The following is a 24,694-nucleotide window of genomic DNA, read 5'->3' on the forward strand; positions in this document are numbered from 1 at the left end:
CGTGGATGAACCGATTCCGCCGGCTCCTCGTCCGCTGGGAGAAGCGCGAGCAGAACTACGAGGCAATGCTCCATCTCGCCTGTGCCTGGATCACGATGAAACTGGCTGGGGTTTTCGGATAGGCTCTTAGCGCCCGGACCTTCGCGGCGCCGCCTTCTGGTTCTCCCGCAGGCCGAAATCGAGGAATTCGCGTCTGACGCTGAACCCTCGATCTGCACCAGCTGCGTTCGCTCGTGTGCGGGTGTGTCCGCTTCAGCCGATGATCAGGTGCAGCTTCACTGCGAGCTTCAGGTTTCCCGCGAGATGGACTCGGCGGCGAAGAAAGGCCATCGGCGCGGAGAGCGTGCCGGCGTTGAGCGCGCGCCACGTGTCGAGGTCGACGCGCACGTGGAGGTCGGCGCTCGGCGCCTCGCCCGCGAAGCCCGTAACAACTCCGCTGGCGACGCGGACGCCGTAGGCGCCGCCGCCGTCGCCCGTCAGCTCGAACGCGATCGTGGCCTCGGTGTCGCCGAGCTTCGTACGGCGGTCGGCGTCGGCTGCGACGACGCCCGGCAGCCAGCGTGTGAAGAACTCCTCGGGCGCGATGTCCGCGGGCGGAACGGCGCGCGACATCAGAGCCCGGCGGCGCGCAGCGCGGCGCCCGTGAAGGACTCGGCGACGCGCGCCACTTCTTCCGGCGTGCCCGCGGCCACGAGGCGCCCGCCGCCGGGACCGCCTTCGGGGCCGAGGTCGATGACGTGATCGGCGAGGCGGATCACGTCGAGGTTGTGCTCGACCACGAGCAGGCTCGCGCCCTGGTCGAGTAGCTGATCGAGGCAGTCCAATAACACCTGCACCTCGGCGGCGTGCAGGCCCGTGGTGGGCTCGTCGAGCACGAACAGGCAGCCGCTCGCGCGCGCCGTGAGGGCCTGCGCGACGCGGATGCGCTGCAGCTCACCGCCCGACAGCGTGCTGAGCGGCTGCTCGAGCGTGACGTAGCCGAGGCCCACGCGCGCGAATGGCTCGAGGCGCGTCGCGACGCTCGCGTCGCCCGCGAACAGCTCGCGCGCTTCGTCCACGGTGAGCGCGAGCACGTCGACGATGCTGCGCCCGCCCACCGTGATCTCGCGCGCCTCCTTGCGGAAGCGCGTGCCGTCGCAGGCTTCGCAGGGCGTGCGCACTTCTTCGAGGAACTGCATGTCGACCACGACTTCGCCGGTGCCTTCGCACGCCTCGCAGCGCCCGCCCGCGACGTTGAACGAGAAGTAGCCGGGCGTGAGGCCGCGCCTGCGCGCTTCGTGCATCGACGCGAAGCGCGCGCGGATGCCGTCGTAGGCCTTCGAGACCGTCGCGAGGTTCGAGCGCAGCGAGCGGCCCGGCGCCGTCGGCTCGACGATCGCGACTTCGCGAATACGCTCGGCGCCCTCGATCGCATCGCAATGGCCGCGTTCGGGTGTGCGCTGCACGTTGCCCACGAGCACGGAGCGCACGAGGCTCGTCTTGCCCGCGCCCGAGACGCCCGTCACGACGGCGAGCTGGCCGAGCGGAATCGTGACGTCGACGCCGTGCAGGTTGTGTGCGCGCGCGCCGCGGATGCGCAGGCTGCCGCTCGCGCGCGTGCGCCGCTCGCGCTTCACGCTGAACGCGCCCGACAGCGCGCGGCCGGTGAGCGAGGCGGGACTTGCCGCGACGTCGGTGACGCTGCCCTGCGCGACGATCTCGCCGCCGCGGCGCCCCGAGCCCGGGCCCATGTCGATCAGCAAGTCCGCCGCGCCCGCGATCTCGAGCGCGTGCTCGACCACGACGACGGTGTTGCCCGCGTCGCGGATGCCGCGCAGCACGTCGAGCAAGCGGTTCACGTCGCGCGGGTGCAGGCCCACGCTCGGCTCGTCGAGCACGTAGAGCGCCGCGGTGAGCGCGCCGCCGAGCGCGGTCGCGAGCTGGATGCGCTGCGCTTCGCCGCCCGAGAGCGTGCGCACTTGGCGATCGAGCGCGAGGTAGTCGAGGCCGACGCGCAGCGCAGTCTCGACGCGCGCGCGCAGCGCGTCGAGCACGCGCTTGCCGCGCGCCTCGCGTTCGCCTGATAACTCGAGCGCCGCGAGCCACGCGCCGAGCTCGCCGATCGTGAGCCGCGCGGCGTCGCCGATGGTGCGGCCCGCGAGCTCGACCGCGAGCGCCTCGGAGCGCAGCCGCGCGCCGCCGCAGCTCTCGCAAGGATCGAAGCGCCGGTAACGCGCGATCGCGACGCGCGCCTGCACCTTGTAGCGCCGCGATTCGAGCCACTCGAAGTAGCCCTTCACGCCGTACCACGCATCGTCGCCGCGGATCACCCACGCGCGGTCGGCCTCGCTGAGATCGCGCCACGCGACGTCGGTCGCGAGCCCGCGGTCGCGGCAGGCGCTCATCAGGTCGCGCTGGCAGCTGCGCGCGGACGGCGTCGCGAACGGCGCGATCGCGTTCTTCGCGAGCGTGCGCGCGGGGTCGGGGATCACGCGCTCGAGGTCGAGCGCCTGCGTGCGGCCGAAGCCGTGGCACGCGGGACACGCGCCGAGGGGACTGTTGAACGAGAACAGCGCGGGCTCGGGCGCGGGGTGCCGGCGCCCGCACGTGTCGCAGCAGAAGCCCTCGCGATAGACGCGGCGCGCGCCGCTCGCGGGCGCGACGACGAGCTCGCCCGCGCCGCGCAGGAACCCCGTCGCGATCGCCTCGGCGAGGCGCGTGCGCTGCTCCGCCGCGACTTCGAGGCGATCGATCACGAGCAGCGCCTCGCCGCGCAGCGCGCCGAGCTTGGTGGCGGAGATCTCCTCCACGTCCGCGAACGCGCCGTCCGCGAGCAACAGGCGGCGCAGCCCCTCCCGTAACAACTGCTCGCGCAGCTCCTTCGGCTTCGCCTTCGCGGGGAGCGCCACTGCGAGCACGACGCGCTCGCCCGCGAGCTCGCGCAGCACGCGCCCCGCGATCGCGTCGACCGTGCCGGGCTCCACCGCGCGCCCGCAGCAGCGCGTCTCACCGGCCTTCGCGAAGAGCAGCCGCAGGTGATCGAGGATCTCGGTGGCGGTGCCGATCGTGGAGCGCGCGTTCGTGACGCGGTTGCGCTGCTCGATCGCGATCGCGGGCGGCAAGTTCGTGATGAGGTCGACCGCGGGGCGCGGCAGCTTCTCGAGGAACTGGCGCGCGTAGGTCGAGAGCGACGCGACGTAGCGGCGTTGGCCCTCGGCGTAGAGGGTGTCGAACGCGAGGCTCGACTTGCCGGAGCCCGACGGCCCCGAGATCACCGTGAGCGCGCCCACGGGAATGCTGCAGCTCACGCCCTTCAGGTTGTGAGCGCGCGCTCCTTCGATGCGGATCTCGGCGGTCGCCACGGCGCGCGCAGGATGACGGCTCCCCTACGCAGCCGCGATCCCAGCGGACTCGCGGCCCCGGTGGTCGGCAAGCAACGAGGCCACTGTTCGACCTCCGCTCGCCTTCGGCTCGCTGCGCGCTTCGCTACCGCGTTGGCTTCGCTCGCCTTCGGCTCGCTGCGCGCTTCGCTTGCCTGCGTGCGCGCCTCAACCAACCATCGAGGGCTCTTCGTACACGAGCGTCACCGAGATGTACTCGCCCGTGGAGCTCTGCGTCATGTGCAGCACGTGCACGTCGTGGCTCGCGAAGAACTTGTTGAGGTCTTCCTCGATTTCCTTCGCGAGTCCGCGAACGACGAGACACTTCATCGACACTGTACGCACCCCCCGTTCAGGCGTGGCTACTTCGATCGTCCGCTCAGCCGCTCGACCTGACGCTTTGCTTCCGCCGCGTACTTCTCGCGCCCCTGCAGCTCTGCGGCGCTACCCAGGCGCTGCCAGCTCGCGAGATCGGGCTCGCGGTCGAGCGCGGTGTTGGCCTCGCGCAGCAGGAACGCGTCGCCGCGCTCGATGGCGACGGCGCACAGCTTCTCGAGCGCCTCGTGCGCGTTCGCCTTCTTCAGAAACGCGATCGCCTCGAGCTCGCGCTTCTGCGCGAGGTACGCTTCGCCGATCGCACGCGCGTGCGCGGCGTCGAGCGGCTTCTCGAGCTCGTGACGCCGCGCGAGCGGATCCGGCAGCGCACCCTTCTTTGCCATCAGTACCTCGGCACCTTCGCGTCCACCGTGATCGACCACGCGTCGATCCCGCCCGTGAGATTCGCGACGTTCGCGAAGCCCGCGTCGCGCAGCTGCGCACACGCCTTCGCGCTGCGCCCGCCCTTGTGGCAGTGCATCACGACGCGACGCTGCTTCCAGTCCGCGAGCTCGCCGAGCCGCGCGCCGAGCTGCCCGAGCGGGATCAGCTTCGCGCCCTCGATGCGCGCCTTCTCGAACTCGTGCGGCTCGCGCACGTCCACCAGCAACAACTCGCTCTTCGCCGCGAGCGCGCGCGCCAGCTCGGCGGCGGAGATCTCCGCGACCGCGTTCGCCTCGCGCGTGACGCCGCAGAAGCCTTCGTAGTCGATCAGCTTCGTCACGCTCGGATTCTTCCCGCACACCGGGCACTCGGGATCCTTCGCGAAGCGGAACTCGCTGAAGCGCATCGAGAGCGCGTCGTAGTGGAGGAAGCGGCCGATCAGCGGCTCGCCGATGCCGGTGATGAGCTTCACCGCCTCGGTCGCCTGAATCATCGCGATCACGCCGGGCAGGATGCCGAGCACGCCGCCCTCCGCGCACGACGGCACCGCGCCGGGCGGCGGCGGCTCGGGAAAGAGGCAGCGGTAGCAGGGGCCGCGCTTCGCATCGAAGGTGGAGGCCTGCCCCTCGAAGCGCAGGATCGCGCCGTACACGGTGGGCTTGCCTAACAACACGCAGGCGTCGTTCGAGAGGTAGCGAGTGGGGAAGTTGTCGGTGCCGTCGATGATCACGTCGTATGGGCGCATCAGCTCGAGCGCGTTCTCGGAGGTGATGCGCGTCTTGAAGCCGACCGCGTCGACATCGGGGTTCATCGCGCGCAGCTTTGCTAACGCGACATCCACCTTCGGCTTCCCCACGTCGTCCGTGCCGTAGAGCACCTGACGCTGCAGGTTCGAGGTGTCGACCACGTCGTCGTCGATCAGACCGATGTGACCGACGCCGGCGGCCGTCAGGTACTGCGCGAGCGGACAGCCGAGCCCGCCGGCGCCGATCAGCAGGACGCGCGCGTCGAGCAGCTTGCGCTGCCCCTCGACGCCGAAGTCGGGGAGGTTCAGGTGGCGCCGATAGCGCTCGTACTGCGCGGGCGTGAGCACCGGGGACGACATGCAGCGCACGGTACGACCCGCGCGGAGCCTCGCCAACGCGGGGCCTACTGGACGGTGACGCTCACCGCCTTGCGCGGGCGATCTTCGAAGCGCCAGCAGATCGCGACCTCGTCGCCGGCCTTCAGCGCGTCCCAGCTCGCGCGCCCAATCACCTGCGTGTCGGGCGCGCGCGCGAAGCCGATGTTGTCGTCGAGGCGCGAGTCGACGAACAACTTCTGCGGCCCGACCTCGCTGATCGCGCCGCGGAACTCGCGCATGCCGTCGGGGCAACCCGCGAGCGCGGGAATCGCAACGAGTGCGAGGGCTACACCGAGAAGTGTCGTGCGGAGTCCGTTGCGCATGATCGCCACCATCTTCGGTGCATGGACGCTGGTGCCGGAGGTGGGATTCGAACCCACACGGACCTCGCGGCCCGGGGGATTTTGAGTCCCCTGCGTCTGCCGTTCCGCCACTCCGGCGCAGGGCACACTGTGACGAACTCCGCTCGGCTTCGCCTCGCTGCGCGCACGCTGCTCCGACTTCGTCGTCGCTTGCGTGCTTGCGCTTCCCGAGCCGCGTTCGGTCGGAGCAACGAGATAGCAGCCCTTTGCGACTGTCCGCTCGCCTTCGGCTCGCTGCGCGCGAGCTACGCGCTTCGCGCGCTTGCTCGCTAGCGCTTCTCGAGCCGCGATCGTTCGCGGCCGCGAGGTTTGCTCGGCGGTCCGGCCAAGCTCCGCGTGATGCAGCCTTTACGCACCTGCGCGATGCCGATAGCTTGCCGCGCCTCTCGGGGCTGTAGCTCAGCTGGGAGAGCGCGTGAATGGCATTCACGAGGTCGTCGGTTCGATCCCGATCAGCTCCACCACGAACCGCGCAGGGCTAGGTCTTCGGACCTAGCCCTGTTGCTTCGTGAGCGCGATCTCGACGTCCTCGACGCGGCCGTCGCGCATGCGCGGCATCACGCCCACTTCGTCGAGGAACGCGTCGGTAGCGAGCGTCGCCGCGATCGCTTCGGCGGCCGCGCGCAGCGGCATCATCTTCGGCGCCGGGAAGAGGCCGCGCGCGACCCAGCCTTGGATGATGCGCGCCGCCTTGGCGGGCTCCCAGCTGGCGGCGAACTCGGTGTCGCTGGTGTTGCCGAGCGTGACGTGAACGAAGTCGAGCTCCGGGCACTCCATGCGCCACGAGGCGACGAGGCCGCTGAGCGCGAGCTTCGAGACGCTGTAGAGCGAGATGCCCGGCAGCGTCTGGCGCGCGGAGTAGGAGCCGACGTAGACCGCGCGGCCGCGGCTCGCGCGCAGGTGCGGGACGGCGGCGGCGGTGATCTGCGAGGCGCCGATCAGGTTGGTGTCGAGCACGCGGCGCCAGTCTTCGCGCGTCGCCTCGTCGAGGGTGATCAGCGGCGAGAGACCGGGTGCGTATACGAAGGCGTCGAGGCCGCCGAGCGCAGCGGCGGCGCCGTCGACTGCGCGGCGGCAGTCGGCATCGAGGGCGACGTCGCAGGCGAAGGCGTGGGCGCTCGCACCGCGCGCGCGGATCTCGGCGGCGAGGGACTCGAGGCGGTCGATGCGCCGCGCGGCGAGCGTGACCCTCGCGCCTGCGGCGGCGGCGATCTCCGCGAGCGCGCGGCCGATCCCCGAGGACGCCCCGACCACGAGCACGCGCCTGCCAGCGAGATCGAGCGACAGCGGCACGCGAGCCTCCGAGCGGGCGCGGATCCTGCCCCACGCCGTGCGCGCATCGCCAGAGTTTCGCGTGGGAGCAGGGGCACCCCTCGACGCGGATGCTCCTCGAGGGGCCCGCCCGCTGAAAACGCGCGCGCTCGGGGCGAGATTTTTCGGCGAGATCGGCAAGACTTGGGCTGAGCGAGCGGTGTTTTTGTTTCCCGGACCGCCCGTTGAAAAAAACCTGCGAAACATCCTTTCGAACCCTAATCACTCGGGCTAAGATCTGGGCGCTCGATTGATCCACGGAACCCGCTTCGGCGGGTTTTCTAATGCGGAGAGCTTTCGTGTTAGGTTCGCCGACCCGGGCTTCCTTGTTCTGCGCTCGCCACCTCGTCCGCGCGACGCCGATCTGGAGCGTCGCCGCGCGTCCGCGCCACGCGCGCTGACCTCGCAGCGAAGACGCTCTTCGCGAGCGTCACGGATGTCGCGCTCGCGCGAATCCCGCGCCGGGTCGGCTCGGCCGGCCGCGACTGGCTCGCGCTCGAGCGCGGAGTGGAAGCGCACGTCGCCTATCAGCGCGATGCAGCGCGCGGGGTCGCGAGCTTCGAAGCCGAAGTCGTCGTACGCGGCGAGCGAGCGCTCGGCGAGTGGCGGATCGTGCTCGGCGGGCGCTGCGATGGTGTGCGCACACGCGGCGACGGCGCGCTCGTCGTCGAGGAGCTGAAGCACGTCGCGCACGGCGGCGCACGCGCGTGGCTGCGCGAGGCTGCGAGCGTGCAGGCGCAGCTCTACGCGTGGCTGCTCGAGCCTGCGCGCGGCTCGCGCGTGCACGCGGAGCTCGTGTGGCTCGCGCGCGATGGGGCGGTGCGCGCGCGCGAGCCGGCGGCGCTCACGCGCGAGGAGACGCTCGCCGCGCTCGATGCCTGGGCGACCGAGGCGATCCGCAGCGCCGAAGCGCGCGAAGCCGAGCTCGCGCAGCGGCGCGCGGCGGCCACCTCGGTCGCGTTTCCGTTCGCGGCGCTGCGCGAGGGACAGCGCGAAGTCGTCGAGGCGACCGAGCGCTCGCTCGCCGCGCGCGAGCATCTCTTGCTCGAAGCGCCGACCGGGCTCGGCAAGACCGCGGCAGTCCTCACCAGCGCGCTGCGTTTCGCGCTCGGGAACGACCTGCGCCTGTTCGCGCTGACGAGCCGCACGCTGCAGCAGCGCCTCGCGATCGAAACGCTCCGCCGCATCGCGCCGCCGGGCGTGCGCGTCGCGGCGCATCTGCGCAATCGCACCTCGATGTGCGCGAACGGCGAAGTGAACTGTCACGAGGCAGTGTGCGGGTTCGCGCGCACGCATCACGCAGCGGTCGCGGAACACGACCTCCTGCGCATTTCGTTCGCCAGCGGCTTCGCGCTGCCGGTCGACGTGTTCGCGCTCGGCCGCGCGCGGGGCGCGTGTCCGTTCGAGCTGATGGCTGACGCCGCGCGAGTGGCCTGCGTCACCGTCGCCGACACGAACTACGCGTTCGACCCCGTCGTCGCGCTGCCGGAGCTGCGCGATCCCGCGGTGCTCGCGCGCTCTCTGCTCGTGATCGACGAGGCGCACGCCCTGCCCGCCCGCACGCGCGATGCGCTCACTGCGCGCCTCACCGCGTCGATGCTGCAAGAGGCGCACGATCGAGTCGCGCTCGGCAGCGCGCCGGTTCACGCGCGCATGCGCGAGGTGTTAGGGACGCTCGCGAGCGCGCTGGAGAGCTGCGTACACGACGTGGTGGGCGACGTGCCCGAGGCGTGCGTATCAGGCGGCTTCGCAGCGCGCGACGCCGAGGCGCTGCGCGAGCTCCTCGACCTCGCGATCGACGAAGTGCTCGCCGACCTCGCCGGCGATCCGGTGCTCGGCCCGCACGCAGCGTTTCTCGACGCCGCGTTCGGCGCGCTCGCCTACTTCGCCGCGCCTGTGAGCGGCTCGCACCGCGAGCTTGCCGGCCGCGCGGGCGGCGAGGCGTTCGTCGAGCGCGCCTGCGTCGATGCGGCGCCGCATCTCGCGCGGACGCTCGGCGGCGCGCACTCGGTCGTCGCGATGTCCGCCACGCTCTCGCCGCCGGAGTGGCACGCGCGCTTGCTCGGCCTCGACGAGAAGCGCCTCGCGGCCGTGCGCGTTCGCGGCGAGGACCGCAGCGCGCGGCTGCGCGTCGTGATCGACGCGCGCGTGCAGTGCACCTTCGAAGCGCGCGCGCGCGAGCTGCCGAAGCTGACGAAGCGCTTGTGCGCGCTCGCGGACGCTACACCCGGGAACACGCTCGTCGTGGGGCCGAGCTTCGCGTGGCTCGGGCACCTCGCGCGCGCGCTCGAGGACGCGGGACGCCGCGTCGCGTGCGAGCAGCCCGGCGCCGATGCGCGCGAGCGTGAGCGCTGGCTCGCGGCGCTGCGCGGCGAGCACGGCGTGCTCGCGCTCGCGATCGCGGGCGGCGCGTTCACCGAGGGCTTCGACACGAGCGGCCTCGGCCTGCGCGCGATCGCGGTGCTCGGGCCGTGCCTGCCCGCACTCGACGTGCGCGGTGAGCTTGCGCGCGAGCACTACGAGGAAACGCTCGGCGACGGCTTCGCGCTCGCCTACGCACTGCCGGGCATGACTCGCGTGATCCAATCGGTGGGGCGCCTGCTCCGCCAAGACGACGACCGCGGCGTCGTCGCGCTCTACGGCGCGCGCTTCTTGCGCGAGCCCTACCGCGCGCTGCTCCCCGAAGCGTGGCTGCGCGGCGGCGAGCCCGAAGATCTCGCGGCCGACCCGGCCAAGGCAGCGCGTGAGTTCTTCGCCGGATGACCAATTGGGGTCTGGCCCCAATTGGTCGGAAATCGACGATCCGTGCCAGACACCGATTGACGGGTTCGTCACGCGCGCGGCGCGTCGCCCCCGCGGCCGCACAGCTTCGACACGATCGCCACGATCGGCTCGACGCCCTCGGCGAGCGCCTGGCGCGAGATGCTCTCGTTCGGCTGATGCGCCTCGGCGAGGTCGCCGGGGCCGCAGATCAGCGAGTCGATGCCGGCCACAGCGAAGCGCCCCGCGTCGGTGCAGTAGGGCGCGCCGCCGACTTCGCCCTGCGCGAAGGCGGCGCAGAGCGCGTGCTCGAGCGCGGTGCCGCGCGCGGTGAGCAGCCCGGGAGCCGCGAGCGCCGGCAGCACCTCCACTTCGAGTGCGAGCTCGCTGCCCGGGTCGCGCAGCGGCGTGCCTAACAACCGCTCGCGCGCCTCGCGCCACAGCGCGAGCGCGTCCTCGTCAGGCAGCGGGCGGTAGCTCACCGCGAGCGAGCACGCGTCGGCGATCATGTTCGTGGCGCTGCCGCCTTGGATCGTGCCGAGGTTGAACGTGGTGTAGGGCGCCTCGGGGAAGAGCGCGGCGAAGCGCGCGCTCGGCCTCGCACGCCGCTCCGCCTGCAGCTGCCCGAGCCTGCGCGCCACCTCCGCGGCTCCCGCGATCGCGTTCGCGCCCGCTTCGGGCACGCTCGAGTGACCGCCGCGACCGCTCACTCGCACGTGAAACTCGACGATGCCCTTGTGCGCGTGGAACACGCGCCCCGAGGTCGGCTCCCCGATCCACGCGAGTCGCGGCAGCGGCGTCGCGCCTAACAACTGCGGCAGCTCGGGCACGAGGCGCTGCGCGCCGAGGCAACCGATCTCCTCGTCCGCAGTGAACAACAACACGACCGGGCGCTCGAGCTTCGAGGGGTCGAGGTGCTTCAGTGCCTCGAGGCACTGCGCCAGGAAGCCCTTCATGTCCGTGCTACCGCGCGCGACCAAGCGGTCGCCGTTATTGCTGAGCCGCAGCGGATCGCGAGTCCAGCCGGGTTGATCCGCGAAGGGCACCACGTCGGCGTGGCCGGAGAGGATCAGCCCGCCCGGTTCGTCCGGGCCCAGCACCGCCACGAGGTTCGCCTTGGCCAGGGCCCCGTCGCCCCATCTCTGCAGGGCGACGCGCGCGCCCGAGTCCGCACACCGCGACGCCATTGCCTCCATCAGGGCGATGTTGCCCCGGACGCTCACAGAGTCGTGAGCAACGAGCTCGCCGAGAACGGCCTCGATCTGGGACATTTCAACTCCATAGCCCCTGGGGGCAGTCAACTTTCTATCCGAGATCGTCGATTTGATGAGTCAGAGGTCACCGATCCGGTTGATTTGGTGCGATGAAAGCGCTTTTCTTGTCCGACTCTTCTTCTCGACTCGAGACTTCGGGAGCGCACATGCCGAATCCGACCCAGCGACCCCTCACCGGCGCCGAAGTGCTGATCCGCTGCCTCGAGCGCGAGGGGGTCGAGTACATCTTCGGGCTCTCCGGCGGAGCCGCGATGCCGATCTTCGACGCGCTCGTCGACTCGAAGATCAACCTCATTCTCGTCCGGCACGAGCAAGGCGCCACCCACATGGCCGACGGCTACGCGCGCGCGACCGGCAAGCCGGGCGTCGTGCTCGTGACCTCGGGCCCCGGCGCGACGAACACGGTGACGGGCCTGCTCACGGCGCAGATGGATTCGGCGCCGATCATCGTGATCTCGGGCCAGACGATTCGCGCGAACCTCGGCAAGGACGCGTTCCAGGAAGCCGACGTCACGGGCATCACCTACCCTGTCGTGAAGCACAGCTACATGGCGCGCGAGGCGAACGACATCCCGCGCATCATTCGCGAGGCGTTCCATCTCGCGACCACGGGCCGGCCCGGTCCCGTGCTGATCGACGTGCCCAAGGACGTGAGCCAGGGCCCGGGCGAGGATCGAGTTGTTACGGAGGTCGACCTGCCCGGCTACCGCGTGCCGCAGCGCGGAAGCAGCGCAGACATCGAGCGCGCCGCGCAGCTGCTGATGCGCTCGCGCCGCCCCGTGCTCTACGTCGGGCACGGCGCCGTGATCAGCGGCGCGGGCAAAGAGGTGATGGCGCTCGCCGAGAAGCTGCGCGCGCCGCTCGTGAACACGCTGCTCGGCAAGGGCGCCGCCGACGAAACGCACCCGCTGCATCTCGGCATGCTCGGCATGCACGGCACCGCCTACGCGAACAAGGCCGTCACGCACTGCGACCTGATCCTCGCGATCGGCGCGCGCTGGGACGACCGCATCACCGGCAAGGTCGACGAGTTCTGCGTCGGCGCGACGAAGATCCACATCGACGTCGATCCGTCCGAGTTCAACAAGGTGTTACGGCCGGACGTGTGCATCCTCGGCGACGCGAAGGCCGTGCTCGAAGACCTGATCCCGCGCGTGGGCCCGCTCGACACGAGCGCGTGGCTCGCCGAGTGCGAGGGCTGGCGCAGGAAGTACCCGCTCAAGTACGCGAAGAAAGGCGGCCTGCGCGCGCAGCACGTGCTCGATCGCCTCGACGCGCTCACCGAGGGCCGCGCGATCGTCACGACCGACGTGGGCCAACACCAGATGTGGGCCGCGCAGTTCTGCCGGACGCGCGAGGGCCGGCGCTGGATCTCGAGCGGCGGCGCCGGCACGATGGGCTTCGGCTTCCCCTCGGCCATCGGCGCACAGTTCGGCCGGCCCGGCGAAGAGGTCTGGACCGTCGTGGGCGACGGCGGCTTCCAGATGACCCTCTGCGAGCTCGCCACTGCGGCGATCCACAAGCTGCCGGTGAAGGTGCTGATCATCAATAACAACTACCTCGGCATGGTCCGCCAGTGGCAGGAGCTGTTCTTCGAGAACCGCTACAGCGGCGTCGATCTCGAGGGCAACCCCGACTTCGTGAAGCTGGCCGAGGCGTACGGCGTGAAGGGGTTGCGCATCACGCGGCCGGGCGACGTCGACCGCAAGATCAAGCAGGCGCGCACACACAAGGGGCCGGTGGTGCTCGTGGCGGAGGTGGTCAAGGAGGACAACGTGTTCCCCATGATTCCCGCCGGTGCGCCGATCGCGAACATGATCATCGAGGCGCCGAAGACGCGAATGGAGAAGCCGGTCGGGAGCACCTGAGACCGCGCGTCCACTCGAACTTCTCGCTCCCAGGAGATCGCCCATGAGCGCTGATCCGATCCTTTCCAGCATCGAGGCCCAAGACGGCCGCGTCGCGCGCGCGAGCCGGCGCGATCTCCACACGATCTCGCTGTACGTCAACAACAAGCCCGGCGTGCTGGTGCGCGTCGCGCTCGTGTTCGCGCGCCGCGGCTTCAACATCGAGAGCCTCGTGGTCTCGCCCGCGGTGCACGGCGACTTCTCGCGCATGACGATCACGTGCTCGGGCGATCCCGAGACGCTCGAGCAGATCATCAAGCAGCTCGCGAAGCTGGTGGACGTGGTGCACGCGATCGACCACACGGGCGACTCGTCCTACGAGACCGAGATCGCGCTCGTGAAGGTGCGCAGCGCGCCGAACGAGCGGACCGAGGTGCTGCAGATCGCCGAGCACTACGGCGCGAAGGTGGTCGACTTCGGCGCCGACTCGTTGATGCTGCGCGTCTACGGCTCGAGCGAGAAGCTCGACGCGTTCCTCGCCCTGCTCAAACCGCTCGGCCTCGCCGAGCTCGTGCGCAGCGGCAAGATCCTGATGGCGCGCGGGCTGCAAGAGACTTGATCGCGGGGACTGCGCCTGACCTTGGCGCGCAGCGCGCGCTTCGTTGGGCGCTCTTCTACGCGGGGATCGCAGGCGCGTGGCTTGCGCTCGCCGCGCTGCACCTCGACTTCACGCGCCTGCGCATCGGCAGCAGCCTCGCGGGCGACGCGTTCTGGCGCGCGCTGTGCGCGAGCGCGCCGAGCTTCCCGGCGATGCTCGCGATGTGGTCGCTGATGAGCGTCGGGATGATGGCCCCCGCCGCGGTGCCGCTGCTGCGCACGTACGACGATCTCGTGCACGCGCGCGCCGCAAACGCGCGCGGCTTCTGGGCGCTGCTCGCGGGCTTCCTCGCGGTGTGGCTCGCGTTCTCGCTCGCCGCGGCGGGCGCACAACTCGCGCTCCAGCGCGCCGGCCTCGTCGCGCCCGACGGCAGCAGCAGCTCGCGCGCGCTCACGTCGGCGCTGCTCGCGCTCGCGGGCGCGTACCAATTCACGCCGCTGAAGCACGCCTGCCTGCGCGCCTGCCGCGCGCCGATCACGCGCTTCCTCGGCGACTGGCGCGGCACCCTCGCGTACGCGTTTCGCAAGGGCGCGGTCGAAGGCGCGCTGTGCCTCGGCTGCTGCTGGGCGCTGATGGCGCTCGGCTTCGCGCTCGGCGTGATGAACCTCGCGTTCATGGGCCTCGCGATGCTCGTGATGATCGCGGAGAAAACCGGCGCGCTCGGCGCGCGCGGGACTCGCGTGCTCGGCGCCGCGCTGTGCGCCGCGTCCCTAGCAGTTTGGCTCTGAGGAGAACCCATGCCTTCGTGGTCAATTCGCGGCGAGCTGATCCTGAACTGCAACTGCACCGTGTTCTGCCCGTGCGTGATCTCGCTCGGCAAGCACCCGCCGACCGAGGGCATCTGCCAAGCCTGGGCCGGCGTGCGCATCGACGACGGCCACTACGGCGCCGAGCGCCTCGCGGGCCTGAACGTCGCGCTGCTGCTCGAAATCCCGGGCCAGATGGCGCGCGGCAACTGGAAAGCCGCGGCCTACATCGACGAACGCGCGAGCGATGCCGCGCACCAAGGCCTGGTCGAGATCTTCTCCGGCCGCGCCGGCGGCAGCACCGGCCTCTTCTCCGTGCTCGTGAGCGAGTTCTTGGGCGCGGAGAAGGCGCCCGTCGTCTACGAGACCGAGGGCAAGACGCGCCGCCTCACCGTGGGCAAGAGAATCCAAGGCGCCGTCGAGCCCGTCCCCGGCGCGCGCCCCGGCGAAGACATCGTCGTGACGAACAGCAACTACTGGATGGGCCCCGACGTCACGGTCGCCACCGCGACGAAGGGCCGCGTGCGCGCGTACGGCCGCGTGTGGGACTTCGACGGCAGGAGCGCGGAGATCTGTCAGATCAACTGGAGCTGGGGGACGCGGTGAGGTCGCACTCGCGCCTTGCCAACTCGCGTGCGTCGGCAACGAACGCCTCGATGGCGCCTGCCTGCGATCTCCCTGCCTCGAACCACGCGCTCACCAACCCCGTGGAGTCGAGCGCTGTCACCCATGCGCGCCCCGACGACTCCCGCGAGACGACGAATCCGTCCGCCAGGAGCGCTCGGCAGAGTTCCAGATTCACCCGCGTGGCGGCGTGGCCTTCGCAGTGCACTGCCTCGGCGAGTTTGGGGGCCAGCCATCTCGCCCTCAGCCACAACGATCGGTCCGCGGCCTTCGCGCGAACCCGAACGCTGCGATCGCACAACCCGCGAATCACGAGGGCGTCGACCAGATCAGTCGGCGTCTCGGGGCCCAGCGCGACAAGCGCATTGAACCTCACACCCGCATGCGAGCTCTCAGACATCGCGATCACTGCTTCGCGAGCGGCTTGATGCGTTCGCGTGAGGTCGCGAAGCATGTCGCAACCGACACTGAGGCGCGCTTTCCGACGGCTGGTGGAAATCGCAACGATCTCTTGGAGGTCGTGTGTCGACGCATCGACGTTCGTCTCGACTCGCCCGTACGCCGAGAGCGCAGCGAGAATCGGATCGACGTCCAGCGGTGATCGTGCGCGGAGATAGGAGTCGATCCAGTCCTCGAGCAGCTTCCTGCGCCCTCCCGTCACCTACGCCCCTCACTCATCCGTGACGCACCCCTCGCTCGCGCTCTTCACGGTGCGGATGTATTTCGCGAGCGTGCCGCGCGTCGCTTTGAGCGGCGGCGCGGTCCAAGCGGCGCGGCGCTTCGCAATCTCCTCGTGCGGGACGTGCAGCTCGATCAGGTTCTTTTTCGCGTCGATCTCGATGCGGTCACCGTCCTTCACGAGTGCGATCGGTCCACCCTCCTGCGCTTCGGGGCAGACGTGGCCGATGATGAAGCCGTGCGAGCCGCCGCTGAAGCGGCCGTCGGTGATGAGCGCGACCTTGTCGCCGAGCCCGGCGCCCATCAGCAGCGACGTGGGCGAGAGCATCTCGGGCATGCCCGGCCCGCCCTTCGGGCCCTCGTAGCGGATCACGATCACCGAGCCCGCGCGGATCTTCCCCTGCTCCGCCGCGGCGACCATGTCCTCCTCGCTGTCGAACACCTGCGCGGGGCCGGAGAACGTGAGGCCCTCTTTGCCCGTGATCTTCGCGACGCTGCCGTCGGGCGCGAGCGAGCCGCGCAGGATCTGGATGTGGCCCGTCTCTTTGATCGGGTCGTTCAGCGCGCGCACGATCGGCTGGCCAGGTGTTAGGGCCGGCAACTCGCGCAGATTCTCCGCGAGCGTCTTGCCCGTCACGGTCATGCAGGAGCCGTCGAGCATCCCTGCGCCGAGCAGGAACTTCATCACCGCGGGCGTGCCGCCCGCCTTGTGCAGATCCTCCATCACGTACTTGCCGCTCGGCTTGAAGTCGCACAGCAGCGGCGTCTTGTCGCTGGCGCGCTGGAAGTCGTCGAGCGTGAGCGGCACGCCCACGCTGCGCGCCATCGCGATCAGGTGCAGCACGAGGTTGGTGCTGCCGCCGAGCGCGATCGCAGTGACCATCGCGTTCTCGAAGGCGGCGCGCGTCATGATGTCGCGCGGCTTGAGATCGAGCTCGAGCAGGCGGCGCACTGCGGCGCCGGCGCGCCGGCACTCGTCGAGCTTCGCCGGATCGACTGCGGGAATGCTCGACGAGTACGGCAGCGACATCCCGAGCGCCTCGATTGCGCTCGCCATCGTGTTCGCGGTGTACATGCCGCCGCACGCGCCCGCGCCGGGGCAGGCGTGGCGCACCACGTCGACGCGCTCGTCCTCCGTGATGCGCTGCGCGAGCCACTCGCCGTAACACTGGAATGCGCTCACCACGTCGAGCGGCGCGCCCTTCTGCGACACGCCCGGCTTGATCGTGCCGCCGTACACCATCAGCGAGGGGCGATTCAGGCGGCCCATCGCGATCAGGCAGCCGGGCATGTTCTTGTCGCAGCCCGGGATCGAGACGTTCGCGTCGTACCACTGCGCGCTCATCGTCGTCTCGATCGAGTCCGCGATCAGGTCGCGCGACTGGAGCGAGAAGCTCATGCCGTGCGTGCCCATCGAGATGCCGTCGGACACGCCCACGGTGAAGAAGCGCATGCCGATCATGCCCGCGCTCTGCACGCCCTCGCGCACCGCGTCGGCGAGCGCGCCGAGGTGCATGTTGCAGGGGTTGCCGTCGTACCACATGGCGGCGATGCCGACCTGCGGCTTGTGCAGATCCGCCTCGCTCATGCCGGTCGCGTGCAGCATCGCCTGCGACGCGCCCTGCGATTTCTCTTCGGTGATGCGCGCGCTGATCTTGTTGAGCTTCGTTGTCACGAGCGGCCCTTTCGAGAGAAAGAGCAGCCTATCATCGCGCGCCCTGCGCAGCAGGACTCGGAGGCCGCGCTTGCTCGCGAGATCGCTCATGCCGCTCGGCCTCGTGACACTGCTCGGTGTCGCGGGCGCGCACGCGCAGGCGGCGCCCGCTCGCCCGTACGCGCTCACCGAGCAGCGCGAGCCCTGCGCGGCCTACGAGCCGCTGCGCGCGCCGTTCTTCGGCGACACGCACGTGCACACCGCCTACTCGCAGGACGCGAGCACGCAGAGCACGCGCACGACGCCGCGCGACGCCTACCGCTTCGCGCGCGGCGACGCGCTCGCGATTCAGCCGTGGCGCAGCGATGGCAGCTCGATGCGCAGCGTGCGGATCGACCGTCCGCTCGACTTCACGGTTGTTACGGACCACGCCGAGCAGATCGGCGAGGTGCACATCTGCAAGACGCCCGGCACACCCGGGCACGACTCGCTCGTGTGCCGCCTCTACCGCAGCTGGCCGCGCGCCGCGTTCTTCGTGATGAACGCCGCCTACTCCGCGGGCGGCGAGCGCTTCGGCTTCTGCGGCGAGAACGGCGCCGCGTGCCTCGAAGCGGCGCAGCACGTCTGGCGCGACACGCAGGCCGCCGCGGAGGAGGCGTACGACCGCAGCGCCGGATGCCGCTTCACGAGCTTCGTCGGCTACGAGTGGACCGCGGGCGTCGACGCCGGGAAGAACCTGCACCGCAACGTGATCTTCCGGAACGCGCTCGTGCCGAAGCTCCCGCTCAGCACGATGGAGACGGGGCCGAACGCGATGGCGCTGTGGGACGCGCTCGCGCGCGAGTGCACGGCGGGAACGCCCGGCTGCGAGGTGCTCACGATCCCGCACAACTCGAACCTCGACGGCGGGCTGATGTTCGCCTCGGCGCGCTCGCTCGGCGGCGCCGTCGACGCGCAGGAGGCGCGCATGCGCGCGTTCTGGGAGCCGCTCGTCGAGGTGATGCAGCACAAGGGCGACTCGGAGTGCTTGTTAGGCGGCGACACGACCGACGAGGCGTGCGGGTTCGAGAAGCTCCCGTACGACAACTTCGGCGGGCGCTACATGGGCTTCCGCGGCAACCCTCCGCAGCGCGGCCAGTACGCGCGCGAGGCGCTGAAGCGCGGCCTCGCCCACGACGCCGCGCTCGGCGCAAATCCGTTCCGCTTCGGCCTCATCGCGAGCACCGACACGCACCTCGGCACGCCGGGCCTCGCGAGCGAGGCGGCGTTCCCCGGCCACGGCGGGGCGGGCGCCGCGGACGCGACGACGCTGCCGCCCGGCTTACCCGACGCGGTCGAGTTCGGCCCCGGCGGCCTCGCGGTCGTGTGGGCGGAGGAGAACACGCGCGACGCGCTGTTCGCCGCGATGCGCCGGCGCGAGGTGTACGGAACGAGCGGCACGCGGCCCGTGGTGCGCTTCTTCGGCGGCGCCGATCTGCCCGAGAGCTTGTGCAGCGACTCCGAGCTCGTGGCGCAGGGGTACGCGCACGGCGTCCCGATGGGCGGCGAGCTGCGCGCGAGCGCGTCGAGCGACGCTCCGCGCTTAGCAGTGCTCGCGACCAAGGATCCCGGAACGCGCGCGGAGCCCGGCAGCGACCTGCAGCGCATCCAGATCGTGAAGGGCTGGCTCGACGCGAACGGAGCGACGCACGAGCGCGTGGTCGACGTCGCGGGCGGCGAGAACGGCGCGAGCGTCGACAGCGCGACGTGCGAGCCGCGCGGCGCGGGCCACGCGCGCCTGTGCGCCGTGTGGCGCGACGACGACTTCGACCCGCGCGAGCGCGCCTTCTACTACGCGCGCGTGCTCGAGAACCCGACCTGCCGCTGGAGCCAGCGCGTGTGCGTGGCGAAGCGCGTCGACTGCGCGAAGCCCGCGACGATCGGTGACGGTCTCGAAGCGTGCTGCGCGCCGGAGCACCCCCGCGTGATCCAAGAGCGCGCCTGGACGAGCCCGATCTGGGTATCGCCCGAGTGAAGCGTCCGCTCGTACGCTTCGTGTTGTTAGGCGCGGCGCTGTTCGCGCTCGACCGCACGCTCGGCGCGCAGCTCGCGAGCGAGCCGCCGCCGTTCGCGCCGGGTAGCCTCGTGAGCGACGACGAGCTGCTCTATCGCGAGGCGACGCTCCGCGGCTGGCACGAGAGCGACGCGGTGGTGCGCCGCCGACTCGCGATGAACCTCGCCTTCGCCGAGGGCGAGCGCGGGCGCGACGAGGACGCACTCGTGCGAGACGCGCTCGCGCTGGGCATGCACGAGAGCGACGTCGTCGTGCAGCGCCGCCTCGTGCAGAAGATGCGCCTCGCGTTCGCGCAGTCTGGACGCGCGCAGGAGCCGAGCGAGGCGGAGCTCGCCGCGTTTCTCGCAGCGCACCGCGCGCGCTGGACCGAGGCGCCGCGCGTGCGCGCGACGCAGCTCTACTTCACGACGCGGGCGCGCGCAGAGGCGGTCGGCGCGCAGCTCCCACGCGACGCGTCCGCCGCGCTCGGGCTCGGCGAGCCCCTGCCCTTCGCCGCGCAGCTCCCTTCGCTCTCGCACGCCGAGCTCGCGCGCCAGCTCGGCGCCGCCTTCCCGGATGCGGCGTTCGCGCTCGCGCCCGGCGCGTGGAGCGCGCCGATCGAGTCCGCGTACGGCTGGCATCGCGTGTTCGTGCACGAGCGCACGCCCGCGCGCGAGACGCCCCTCGCAACCGTGCGCAGCGAGGTGCGCGAAGCACTGCTCGCGGAGCGCGGCGACGCCGCGGTACGCAGCGCGCTCGCCCAGCTGCGCGTGCGCTGGCGGCTCGCGCCCGACGCGGGGTACGAATGACGGGGACGTTCTGGCCGAAACGCAGCTCGTCGCTCCTTCGGCGGCGGGTTGTCCTTGCGTGCGCTGCCGTCCCGCTCCTCGCGCTCGCGCCTTCCGCCACCTCCGCTCACAACCTCGCGCCCGCCTACCTCGAGCTGCGCGAGCTCGCGGGCGGCGAGGTCGCGGTGCTTTGGAAGCAGTCCGCGGTGATCCCGCGCGGTGTACGGCTCGAGCCGCGGCTGCCGTGCCCCGACGCGAGCGAGCCCGCCGCGCGGCTCGACGCGGAGGCGGTCGTGCTCGAGTGGCGCATCGCGTGCGGCGGTGAGCTGGTCGGCCGCTCGCTCTCGGTCGACGGGCTCGCCGGCAGCGGCGTGGACACCGTGGTGCGCGTCGCGCTCGCGGATGGACGCGAGGTGCGCGCAATCCTCAGCGAGGCGGCGCCGGCGCTGGCCGTGCCCGCGCGCGAGAGCAGCGCGCGCGTCTTCGCGAGCTACCTGCGCCTCGGTGCGGAGCATCTCGCGAGCGGCCTCGATCACGTGCTGTTCGTCGCGGGGCTCGCGCTGCTGCTCGGCGCGACGCGGCGGCTCGTCGTCGCGATCACCGCCTTCACGCTCGGCCACAGCGCCACGCTCGCGCTCGCCGCGCTCGGCGTCGTCGCGCCGCCGCAGTCGCTCGTCGAGGTCGCGATCGCGGCGACGATCGTGGCGCTCGCTCTGGCGCTGGCGCGGGCGCCGGCGGATGAGCAGCGCGCAGTCGGCCCTCGCGGCATCGCCCGCCACCCCGCGCTCCTCCCGTTCGCGTTCGGCCTGCTGCACGGCCTCGGCTTCGCGGGCGCGCTCGCGGAGCTCGGTCTCCCGCAGCACGCGATTCCGCTCGCGCTGCTCGCCTTCAACGTCGGCATCGAGCTCGGCCAGCTGGGGATCGTCGCCCTGCTGCTCGGCGCGCTGTGGCTACTGCGCCGCGCAGTTTCCGCGCGCGCCACTTCCCCCGGGCTGCCGCGCTTCGCGCGCGAGCTGCCCGCCAGCGCGATCGGCGCGCTCGGTGTGTTCTGGTGCCTCGACCGCGCGGCGGCGCTGTTGTTCCCGTAGCTTCCGCCGCCCGCGAAGGAGAAGGCGATGGCCGCGCCCCACAAGTTCCGCTTCGGCGTGCAGCTCTCGTCGCTGCCGGCCGCCGACTGGAAGGCGCGCGTCCAGCAGATCGAGCGCTGGGGCTACGACTCGATCTTGTGGCCCGACCACTTCTTCTTCCCCGAGTGGGATCCCGTGGTGGCGCTCTCGGCGGTCGCCGCCGCGACCTCGCGCATCAAGACCGGCACGCTCGTCTACGGCGTCGACTACCGGCATCCCGTCGTGCTCGCGCGCTCCGCGGCCACCGCGCACGCGCTCTCCGGTGGGCGCGTCGAGTTCGGCATCGGCGCGGGCTGGACCGAGGCCGACTACGCCGAGGCGGGCATGCGCTACGACGCGGCAGGCGTGCGCGTCGAGCGGCTCGAAGAGGCGCTGCACGTGATCAAGGGCATCTGGTCGCAGGAGCGTACGACTTACGCGGGGTCGAGTTATCAGGTGACGGGCGCGCAGCGCGCGGTCGAGCTCGCCACGACGCCGCGCATCCTGATCGGCGGCGGCGGCAAGAAGGTGTTGGGGGTCGCGGGCCGTCACGCGGACATCGTCGGCATCAACCCCAAGGTGGCCGAGGGCAAGATCACCGCGAACGCCGCGCGCGACGGCATGCTGGAGCGCACGCGCGAGAAGATCCGCTGGGTGCAGGCGGCCGCGGCGGCCGCAGGCCGCGACTTCGCGCAGCTCGAGCTGAACGCGCTCGTGTTCGGCACGGTGATCACGGACGACGCCAAGCCCGTGCGCGAGTTCCTCGGCAAGCAGTCGGGCATGAGCCCCGAGGACGTCGCCGCCTGCCCGCTCTACCTCGTGGGCTCCGCGCGCGAGATCCGGGACACGCTGCTGCGCCGCCGCGAAGAGCTCGGCTTCTCGTACATCGTGATCCAAGGCCGCGATTTCGCGCTGCTCGAGAAGTTCGCGGCGGAGGTCGTGGCGCCACTCACGGCTGCGGACGCGCGATGACGAAGCTCGGCATCGACTTCGAGAACACGGACCGCACCTGGTGGGAAGCGGGCGGGGCCGAGCTCTGGGAAGGCATCACCGGCGACCGCGATGCAGGCTCGATCGTGGTGGACGACGACCTCGCGGCGTCGTGGCTCACCGCCGCGTCCGCGATTCCGGGCTGGGCGACCGGCCCCGAGTACGCGCCGCATCCAATCCGCGCGGCGTCGCTGAGCGAGGACGATCCGGACGCGTGAAGGAGCGCGGCGGGAGCAGCGGCGCGGGCGCGTGGTTGTTAGGACTTCGGCTGGTTGCGAAAGGGAGACTGCGATGGGTCTGGTCGAGCGCGTGAACGACGAAATGAAGGGGGCGCTGAAGTCGAAGCAGGCCGAGCGCCTCGTCGCGCTGCGCAACATTCGCGCAGCGTTCCTCTACGAGATGAAGAAGGACGGCGCGTCGACGCTCGCCGACGAGGCGGCGATCGCTGCGCTGCGCAAGCTCGAGAAGCAGCGCCAGGAATCGATCGAAGCGTTCAGCAAGGGCGGGCGCGAAGAGATGGCCGCCGCCGAGCGCGCCGAGCTCGCGGTGATTCAGGCGTTCCTGCCGAGCCTCGCGGACGAGGCGACGACTTCGCGCTGGGTGGACGAGGCGATCGCTGCGAGCGGCGCCACCTCCGCGAAGGAGCTCGGCAAAGTGATGGGCGCGCTGATGAAGGCGCACAAGGGCGACATCGACGGCAACCTCGCCCGCGCGATCGCAGCCAAGAAGCTCGGCGGATAGCGAGCCGCGGCCGTGGCGACGGAGCGCACCGCTCGCGGGCGCACGCTCGCTTGGGCCGCGTGCGCGGCGTGGGCGCTGCTGATCTTCGCGACCGTGCCGTTCGCGCGCGTGCTCGAGCGCTACGTCGTGGAGCGCCTCGGTGCGCAGGCGTTTCTCGCGGCGGTGCTCGCCGCGCTCGCGCTCGGCGGCGCGTTCGCGTGGCGCGCGTTCGCGCAGCTCGGCGCGCGCGCTCGGTTCGCCCTCGTGCTCGGCGTCGCGCTGTACGCCGCCGTGGCGTGGCGGCTACGCGGCAACGCCGTCGAGGCGTTGCACATCATCGAGTACGGCGCGCTCGGGCTGCTCGCGCTCCGCGCGCTCGCGTTCGGCCCGCGCGACGCCCTGCTCGCGCCGAGCGCCGCGCTGCTCGCAGGGTGCGTCGGGCTCGTGGACGAGGGTCTGCAGTGGCTCGCCCCGAAGCGCGTGTGGGATCTGCGCGAAATCGGCATCAACGCGCTCGCCGCGGCGGGGGGACCCGCGCTGCTCGCGCTCGCGTGGACGCTGCTCGGCGCCTCGCTGCTGAACACGTCTGCGCGGGTCGCCCGGCTCGCGCACGTGGTCCCCGCGCTTGGCGCGCAGGAAACAGGCATGGTCGACTACGGCGTGCTGCACGAGCTGTCAGGGGCCGGCGCGTTCCCGTCGCGCCTCGACGCCGCGGACTGGGCGGCCGCGGGCGCCGCGCTCGCGACGAATGCTCGCGCGAACGCACTCGCGCCGCGCGACGCCGATCCGTCGCCCTACGCCACGTTCCTCGCGGAGCACACCGCCGTGAGGGATCCGTTCCTGCACGAGCTGCGCGTGCACCTGTTTCGCCGCGACCGCTACGTCGAGACCGCGGACGCGCATCGCGACGACCCCGCGTGGCGCGCGCGCGACATGACCGTCGCCGCGCGCGAGAACGTGTTCCTCGAGCGCTTCGCGCCGCGCACGCTCGCGGCGGGCGGGCTCGCCTGGAGCGAGGCTCAGCGGGCGGAGCGCGGCGCGCTCGATCTCGGAACGCCCTATCGCAGCCGCGTCGCCGAAGCGGTGGTCACGCGCGTCCGCGAGCGCGACGTCGCGATCGTGTGGGCGCTGGGCTTCGTCGCGCTCGCGATCTCGGCTCTGCGCATTCGCGCGCGCCGCTAGCTCTCAGCCAGCGGCTGCCGGCTTCGGCTCGCCGCGGAAGAGCCGCCGGATTGCCCGCGCGATCCAGAACATCAGCAGCGCCACGAGGACGAGCAGGACGCCCGCGACACCGAGCGCGACGTAGGGGTGCTCGATCAAGAGGTAGACGAGGCCCGCGAAGCTGAGCTCTTCCGCGAGCGAGAGGCCCCAGTTCGAGAACGGCTCCGGGCTCGTGTTCGCGGAGAGGCGCACGCCGGACTTCATGCCGTGCACCGAGAGCGCGACGCCGCCCGCGAGCAGCGAGGCCGCAGCGCGCCAGGTGTCGGGCGCGTCACCGAGCGCGGCGTAGGCGAGCAGCGAAGCGGCGGGAACCTTCACGAACGTGTGCACCGCGTCCCAGATCGAGTCGAAGGCGGGCACCTTGTCGGCGACGAACTCGGCGACGTAGAGCGCGCTCGCCAGCAGCGCGACCGGCAGCGCGCCGAGCACTTCGAGCTGCCCCGGCAGATCGAGCACGCCGGCGTACTGCAGCGAGCCGAGCGCGGCGACGGTGCCGTACACGCGCAGGCCGGAGCCCGCAGCGGCGCCGGCCGCGAGACCGAGGTGTGCGAGCAGGTCTGGTGACATGCGAGTGCTCCGGTGAGTGCCGCGAGCTCGGCGCAGCGGAGACGCGAAGCGCGCCGAGAAAGTTCAGCCGCGCCCGAAGGCGAAATCGCGGAGCTCGCGTCTGACGCGAAGTTGG

The 24,694-nt window shown here is 71.4% G+C and carries 24 protein-coding genes and 2 tRNA genes; 14 read left to right on the forward strand and 12 right to left on the reverse strand.

Annotation, left to right across the window (positions count from 1 at the left end):
- A partial coding sequence (locus FJ091_19375; GenBank protein ID MBM4385519.1) for an IS5/IS1182 family transposase occupies nucleotides 1-122 on the forward strand: 122 nt, incomplete at its 5' end.
- A 130-nt stretch (nucleotides 123-252) separates the two neighbouring features.
- Here the strand turns inward: FJ091_19375 and FJ091_19380 are convergent.
- The 7 genes from FJ091_19380 to FJ091_19410 form a co-directional block, all read right to left on the reverse strand.
- Nucleotides 253-612, reverse strand: coding sequence for an SCP2 sterol-binding domain-containing protein (locus tag FJ091_19380; GenBank protein MBM4385520.1), 360 nt, complete (start codon nucleotides 610-612; stop codon nucleotides 253-255).
- Entirely contained in the window at nucleotides 612-3,341 is a 2,730-nt protein-coding gene (gene uvrA, locus FJ091_19385; protein MBM4385521.1) for an excinuclease ABC subunit UvrA, read from the reverse strand. The genes FJ091_19380 and uvrA overlap by 1 nt, the downstream gene beginning before the upstream one ends.
- A 186-nt stretch (nucleotides 3,342-3,527) precedes the next feature.
- On the reverse strand, nucleotides 3,528-3,689 hold the full coding sequence (locus FJ091_19390; GenBank protein MBM4385522.1) for a hypothetical protein: 162 nt from the start codon (nucleotides 3,687-3,689) through the stop codon (nucleotides 3,528-3,530).
- A 32-nt stretch (nucleotides 3,690-3,721) separates the two neighbouring features.
- On the reverse strand, nucleotides 3,722-4,078 hold the full coding sequence (locus tag FJ091_19395) for a hypothetical protein (GenBank protein MBM4385523.1): 357 nt from the start codon (nucleotides 4,076-4,078) through the stop codon (nucleotides 3,722-3,724).
- Entirely contained in the window at nucleotides 4,078-5,223 is a 1,146-nt protein-coding gene (gene moeB / locus FJ091_19400) for a molybdopterin-synthase adenylyltransferase MoeB (GenBank protein ID MBM4385524.1), read from the reverse strand. Before moeB ends, FJ091_19395 begins: the two co-directional genes overlap by 1 nt.
- A gap of 44 nt (nucleotides 5,224-5,267) precedes the next feature.
- A complete protein-coding gene (locus FJ091_19405; protein ID MBM4385525.1) occupies nucleotides 5,268-5,564 on the reverse strand; it encodes a hypothetical protein in 297 nt (98 codons plus the stop codon).
- A gap of 29 nt (nucleotides 5,565-5,593) precedes the next feature.
- Nucleotides 5,594-5,681: transfer RNA gene (locus FJ091_19410), tRNA-Leu, on the reverse strand.
- Nucleotides 5,682-5,991: 310 nt separating this feature from the next.
- On the opposite strand from FJ091_19410, the gene FJ091_19415 reads away from it, so the two are divergent.
- Nucleotides 5,992-6,067 (forward strand) — tRNA-Ala (locus FJ091_19415).
- A 28-nt stretch (nucleotides 6,068-6,095) separates the two neighbouring features.
- Here FJ091_19415 and FJ091_19420 read toward each other — a convergent pair.
- On the reverse strand, nucleotides 6,096-6,896 hold the full coding sequence (locus FJ091_19420) for an SDR family oxidoreductase (protein MBM4385526.1): 801 nt from the start codon (nucleotides 6,894-6,896) through the stop codon (nucleotides 6,096-6,098).
- Nucleotides 6,897-7,421: 525 nt separating this feature from the next.
- Here FJ091_19420 and FJ091_19425 point away from each other — a divergent pair.
- Nucleotides 7,422-9,677, forward strand: a complete 2,256-nt coding sequence (locus FJ091_19425) for a hypothetical protein (GenBank protein ID MBM4385527.1) — start codon at nucleotides 7,422-7,424, stop codon at nucleotides 9,675-9,677.
- Nucleotides 9,678-9,745: 68 nt separating this feature from the next.
- Here FJ091_19425 and argE read toward each other — a convergent pair whose 3' ends face one another.
- Nucleotides 9,746-10,945: an acetylornithine deacetylase gene (gene argE, locus FJ091_19430; GenBank protein MBM4385528.1), complete on the reverse strand. Its 1,200-nt coding sequence runs from the start codon at nucleotides 10,943-10,945 to the stop codon at nucleotides 9,746-9,748.
- Between the two features lie 149 nt (nucleotides 10,946-11,094).
- On the opposite strand from argE, the gene ilvB reads away from it, so the two are divergent.
- The 4 genes from ilvB to FJ091_19450 are packed head-to-tail and all read left to right on the forward strand — an operon-like array spanning nucleotide 11,095 to nucleotide 14,805.
- Complete coding sequence (ilvB, locus tag FJ091_19435; GenBank protein MBM4385529.1) at nucleotides 11,095-12,816, forward strand: biosynthetic-type acetolactate synthase large subunit; 1,722 nt, start codon at nucleotides 11,095-11,097, stop codon at nucleotides 12,814-12,816.
- A 43-nt stretch (nucleotides 12,817-12,859) separates the two neighbouring features.
- Nucleotides 12,860-13,414, forward strand: a complete 555-nt coding sequence (ilvN, locus tag FJ091_19440) for an acetolactate synthase small subunit (protein MBM4385530.1) — start codon at nucleotides 12,860-12,862, stop codon at nucleotides 13,412-13,414.
- A complete protein-coding gene (locus FJ091_19445) occupies nucleotides 13,414-14,181 on the forward strand; it encodes a DUF2182 domain-containing protein (protein MBM4385531.1) in 768 nt (255 codons plus the stop codon). Before ilvN ends, FJ091_19445 begins: the two co-directional genes overlap by 1 nt.
- A gap of 9 nt (nucleotides 14,182-14,190) precedes the next feature.
- Nucleotides 14,191-14,805, forward strand: a complete 615-nt coding sequence (locus FJ091_19450; GenBank protein MBM4385532.1) for a DUF1326 domain-containing protein — start codon at nucleotides 14,191-14,193, stop codon at nucleotides 14,803-14,805.
- On the opposite strand, the gene FJ091_19455 is transcribed toward FJ091_19450, so the two are convergent.
- Together FJ091_19455 and ilvD are read right to left on the reverse strand one after the other, a co-directional pair.
- Nucleotides 14,780-15,484, reverse strand: a complete 705-nt coding sequence (locus FJ091_19455) for a hypothetical protein (GenBank protein ID MBM4385533.1) — start codon at nucleotides 15,482-15,484, stop codon at nucleotides 14,780-14,782. The two genes, FJ091_19450 and FJ091_19455, sit on opposite strands and share 26 nt — an antisense overlap.
- Before the next feature lie 9 nt (nucleotides 15,485-15,493).
- On the reverse strand, nucleotides 15,494-17,266 hold the full coding sequence (gene ilvD / locus FJ091_19460) for a dihydroxy-acid dehydratase (GenBank protein ID MBM4385534.1): 1,773 nt from the start codon (nucleotides 17,264-17,266) through the stop codon (nucleotides 15,494-15,496).
- Between ilvD and FJ091_19465 the strand changes: the two genes are divergently transcribed.
- The 7 genes from FJ091_19465 (at nucleotide 17,265) to FJ091_19495 (ending at nucleotide 23,973) form a co-directional block, all read left to right on the forward strand.
- A complete protein-coding gene (locus FJ091_19465) occupies nucleotides 17,265-19,169 on the forward strand; it encodes a DUF3604 domain-containing protein (GenBank protein ID MBM4385535.1) in 1,905 nt (634 codons plus the stop codon). The two genes, ilvD and FJ091_19465, sit on opposite strands and share 2 nt — an antisense overlap.
- Entirely contained in the window at nucleotides 19,166-19,996 is an 831-nt protein-coding gene (locus FJ091_19470) for a peptidyl-prolyl cis-trans isomerase (protein ID MBM4385536.1), read from the forward strand. Before FJ091_19465 ends, FJ091_19470 begins: the two co-directional genes overlap by 4 nt.
- The gene (locus tag FJ091_19475) at nucleotides 19,993-21,063 is read left to right on the forward strand and encodes a HupE/UreJ family protein (protein MBM4385537.1); all 1,071 of its coding nucleotides are present in this window, start codon (nucleotides 19,993-19,995) and stop codon (nucleotides 21,061-21,063) included. Before FJ091_19470 ends, FJ091_19475 begins: the two co-directional genes overlap by 4 nt.
- Nucleotides 21,064-21,090: 27 nt before the next feature.
- Nucleotides 21,091-22,053 (forward strand): TIGR03621 family F420-dependent LLM class oxidoreductase, encoded by a 963-nt coding sequence (locus FJ091_19480; protein ID MBM4385538.1) that lies wholly within the window; start codon nucleotides 21,091-21,093, stop codon nucleotides 22,051-22,053.
- A complete protein-coding gene (locus tag FJ091_19485; GenBank protein ID MBM4385539.1) occupies nucleotides 22,050-22,289 on the forward strand; it encodes a hypothetical protein in 240 nt (79 codons plus the stop codon). Before FJ091_19480 ends, FJ091_19485 begins: the two co-directional genes overlap by 4 nt.
- Before the next feature lie 73 nt (nucleotides 22,290-22,362).
- Nucleotides 22,363-22,812, forward strand: a complete 450-nt coding sequence (locus tag FJ091_19490; protein ID MBM4385540.1) for a GatB/YqeY domain-containing protein — start codon at nucleotides 22,363-22,365, stop codon at nucleotides 22,810-22,812.
- A gap of 12 nt (nucleotides 22,813-22,824) precedes the next feature.
- Nucleotides 22,825-23,973, forward strand: a complete 1,149-nt coding sequence (locus FJ091_19495) for a hypothetical protein (protein MBM4385541.1) — start codon at nucleotides 22,825-22,827, stop codon at nucleotides 23,971-23,973.
- Nucleotides 23,974-23,976: 3 nt separating this feature from the next.
- On the opposite strand, the gene FJ091_19500 is transcribed toward FJ091_19495, so the two are convergent.
- Nucleotides 23,977-24,579: a DUF4126 domain-containing protein gene (locus FJ091_19500; GenBank protein ID MBM4385542.1), complete on the reverse strand. Its 603-nt coding sequence runs from the start codon at nucleotides 24,577-24,579 to the stop codon at nucleotides 23,977-23,979.
- Nucleotides 24,580-24,694 lie beyond the last annotated feature (115 nt).

This window comes from Deltaproteobacteria bacterium, assembly GCA_016875395.1.
Classification (GTDB): Bacteria; Myxococcota_A; UBA9160; order UBA9160; family UBA6930; genus VGRF01.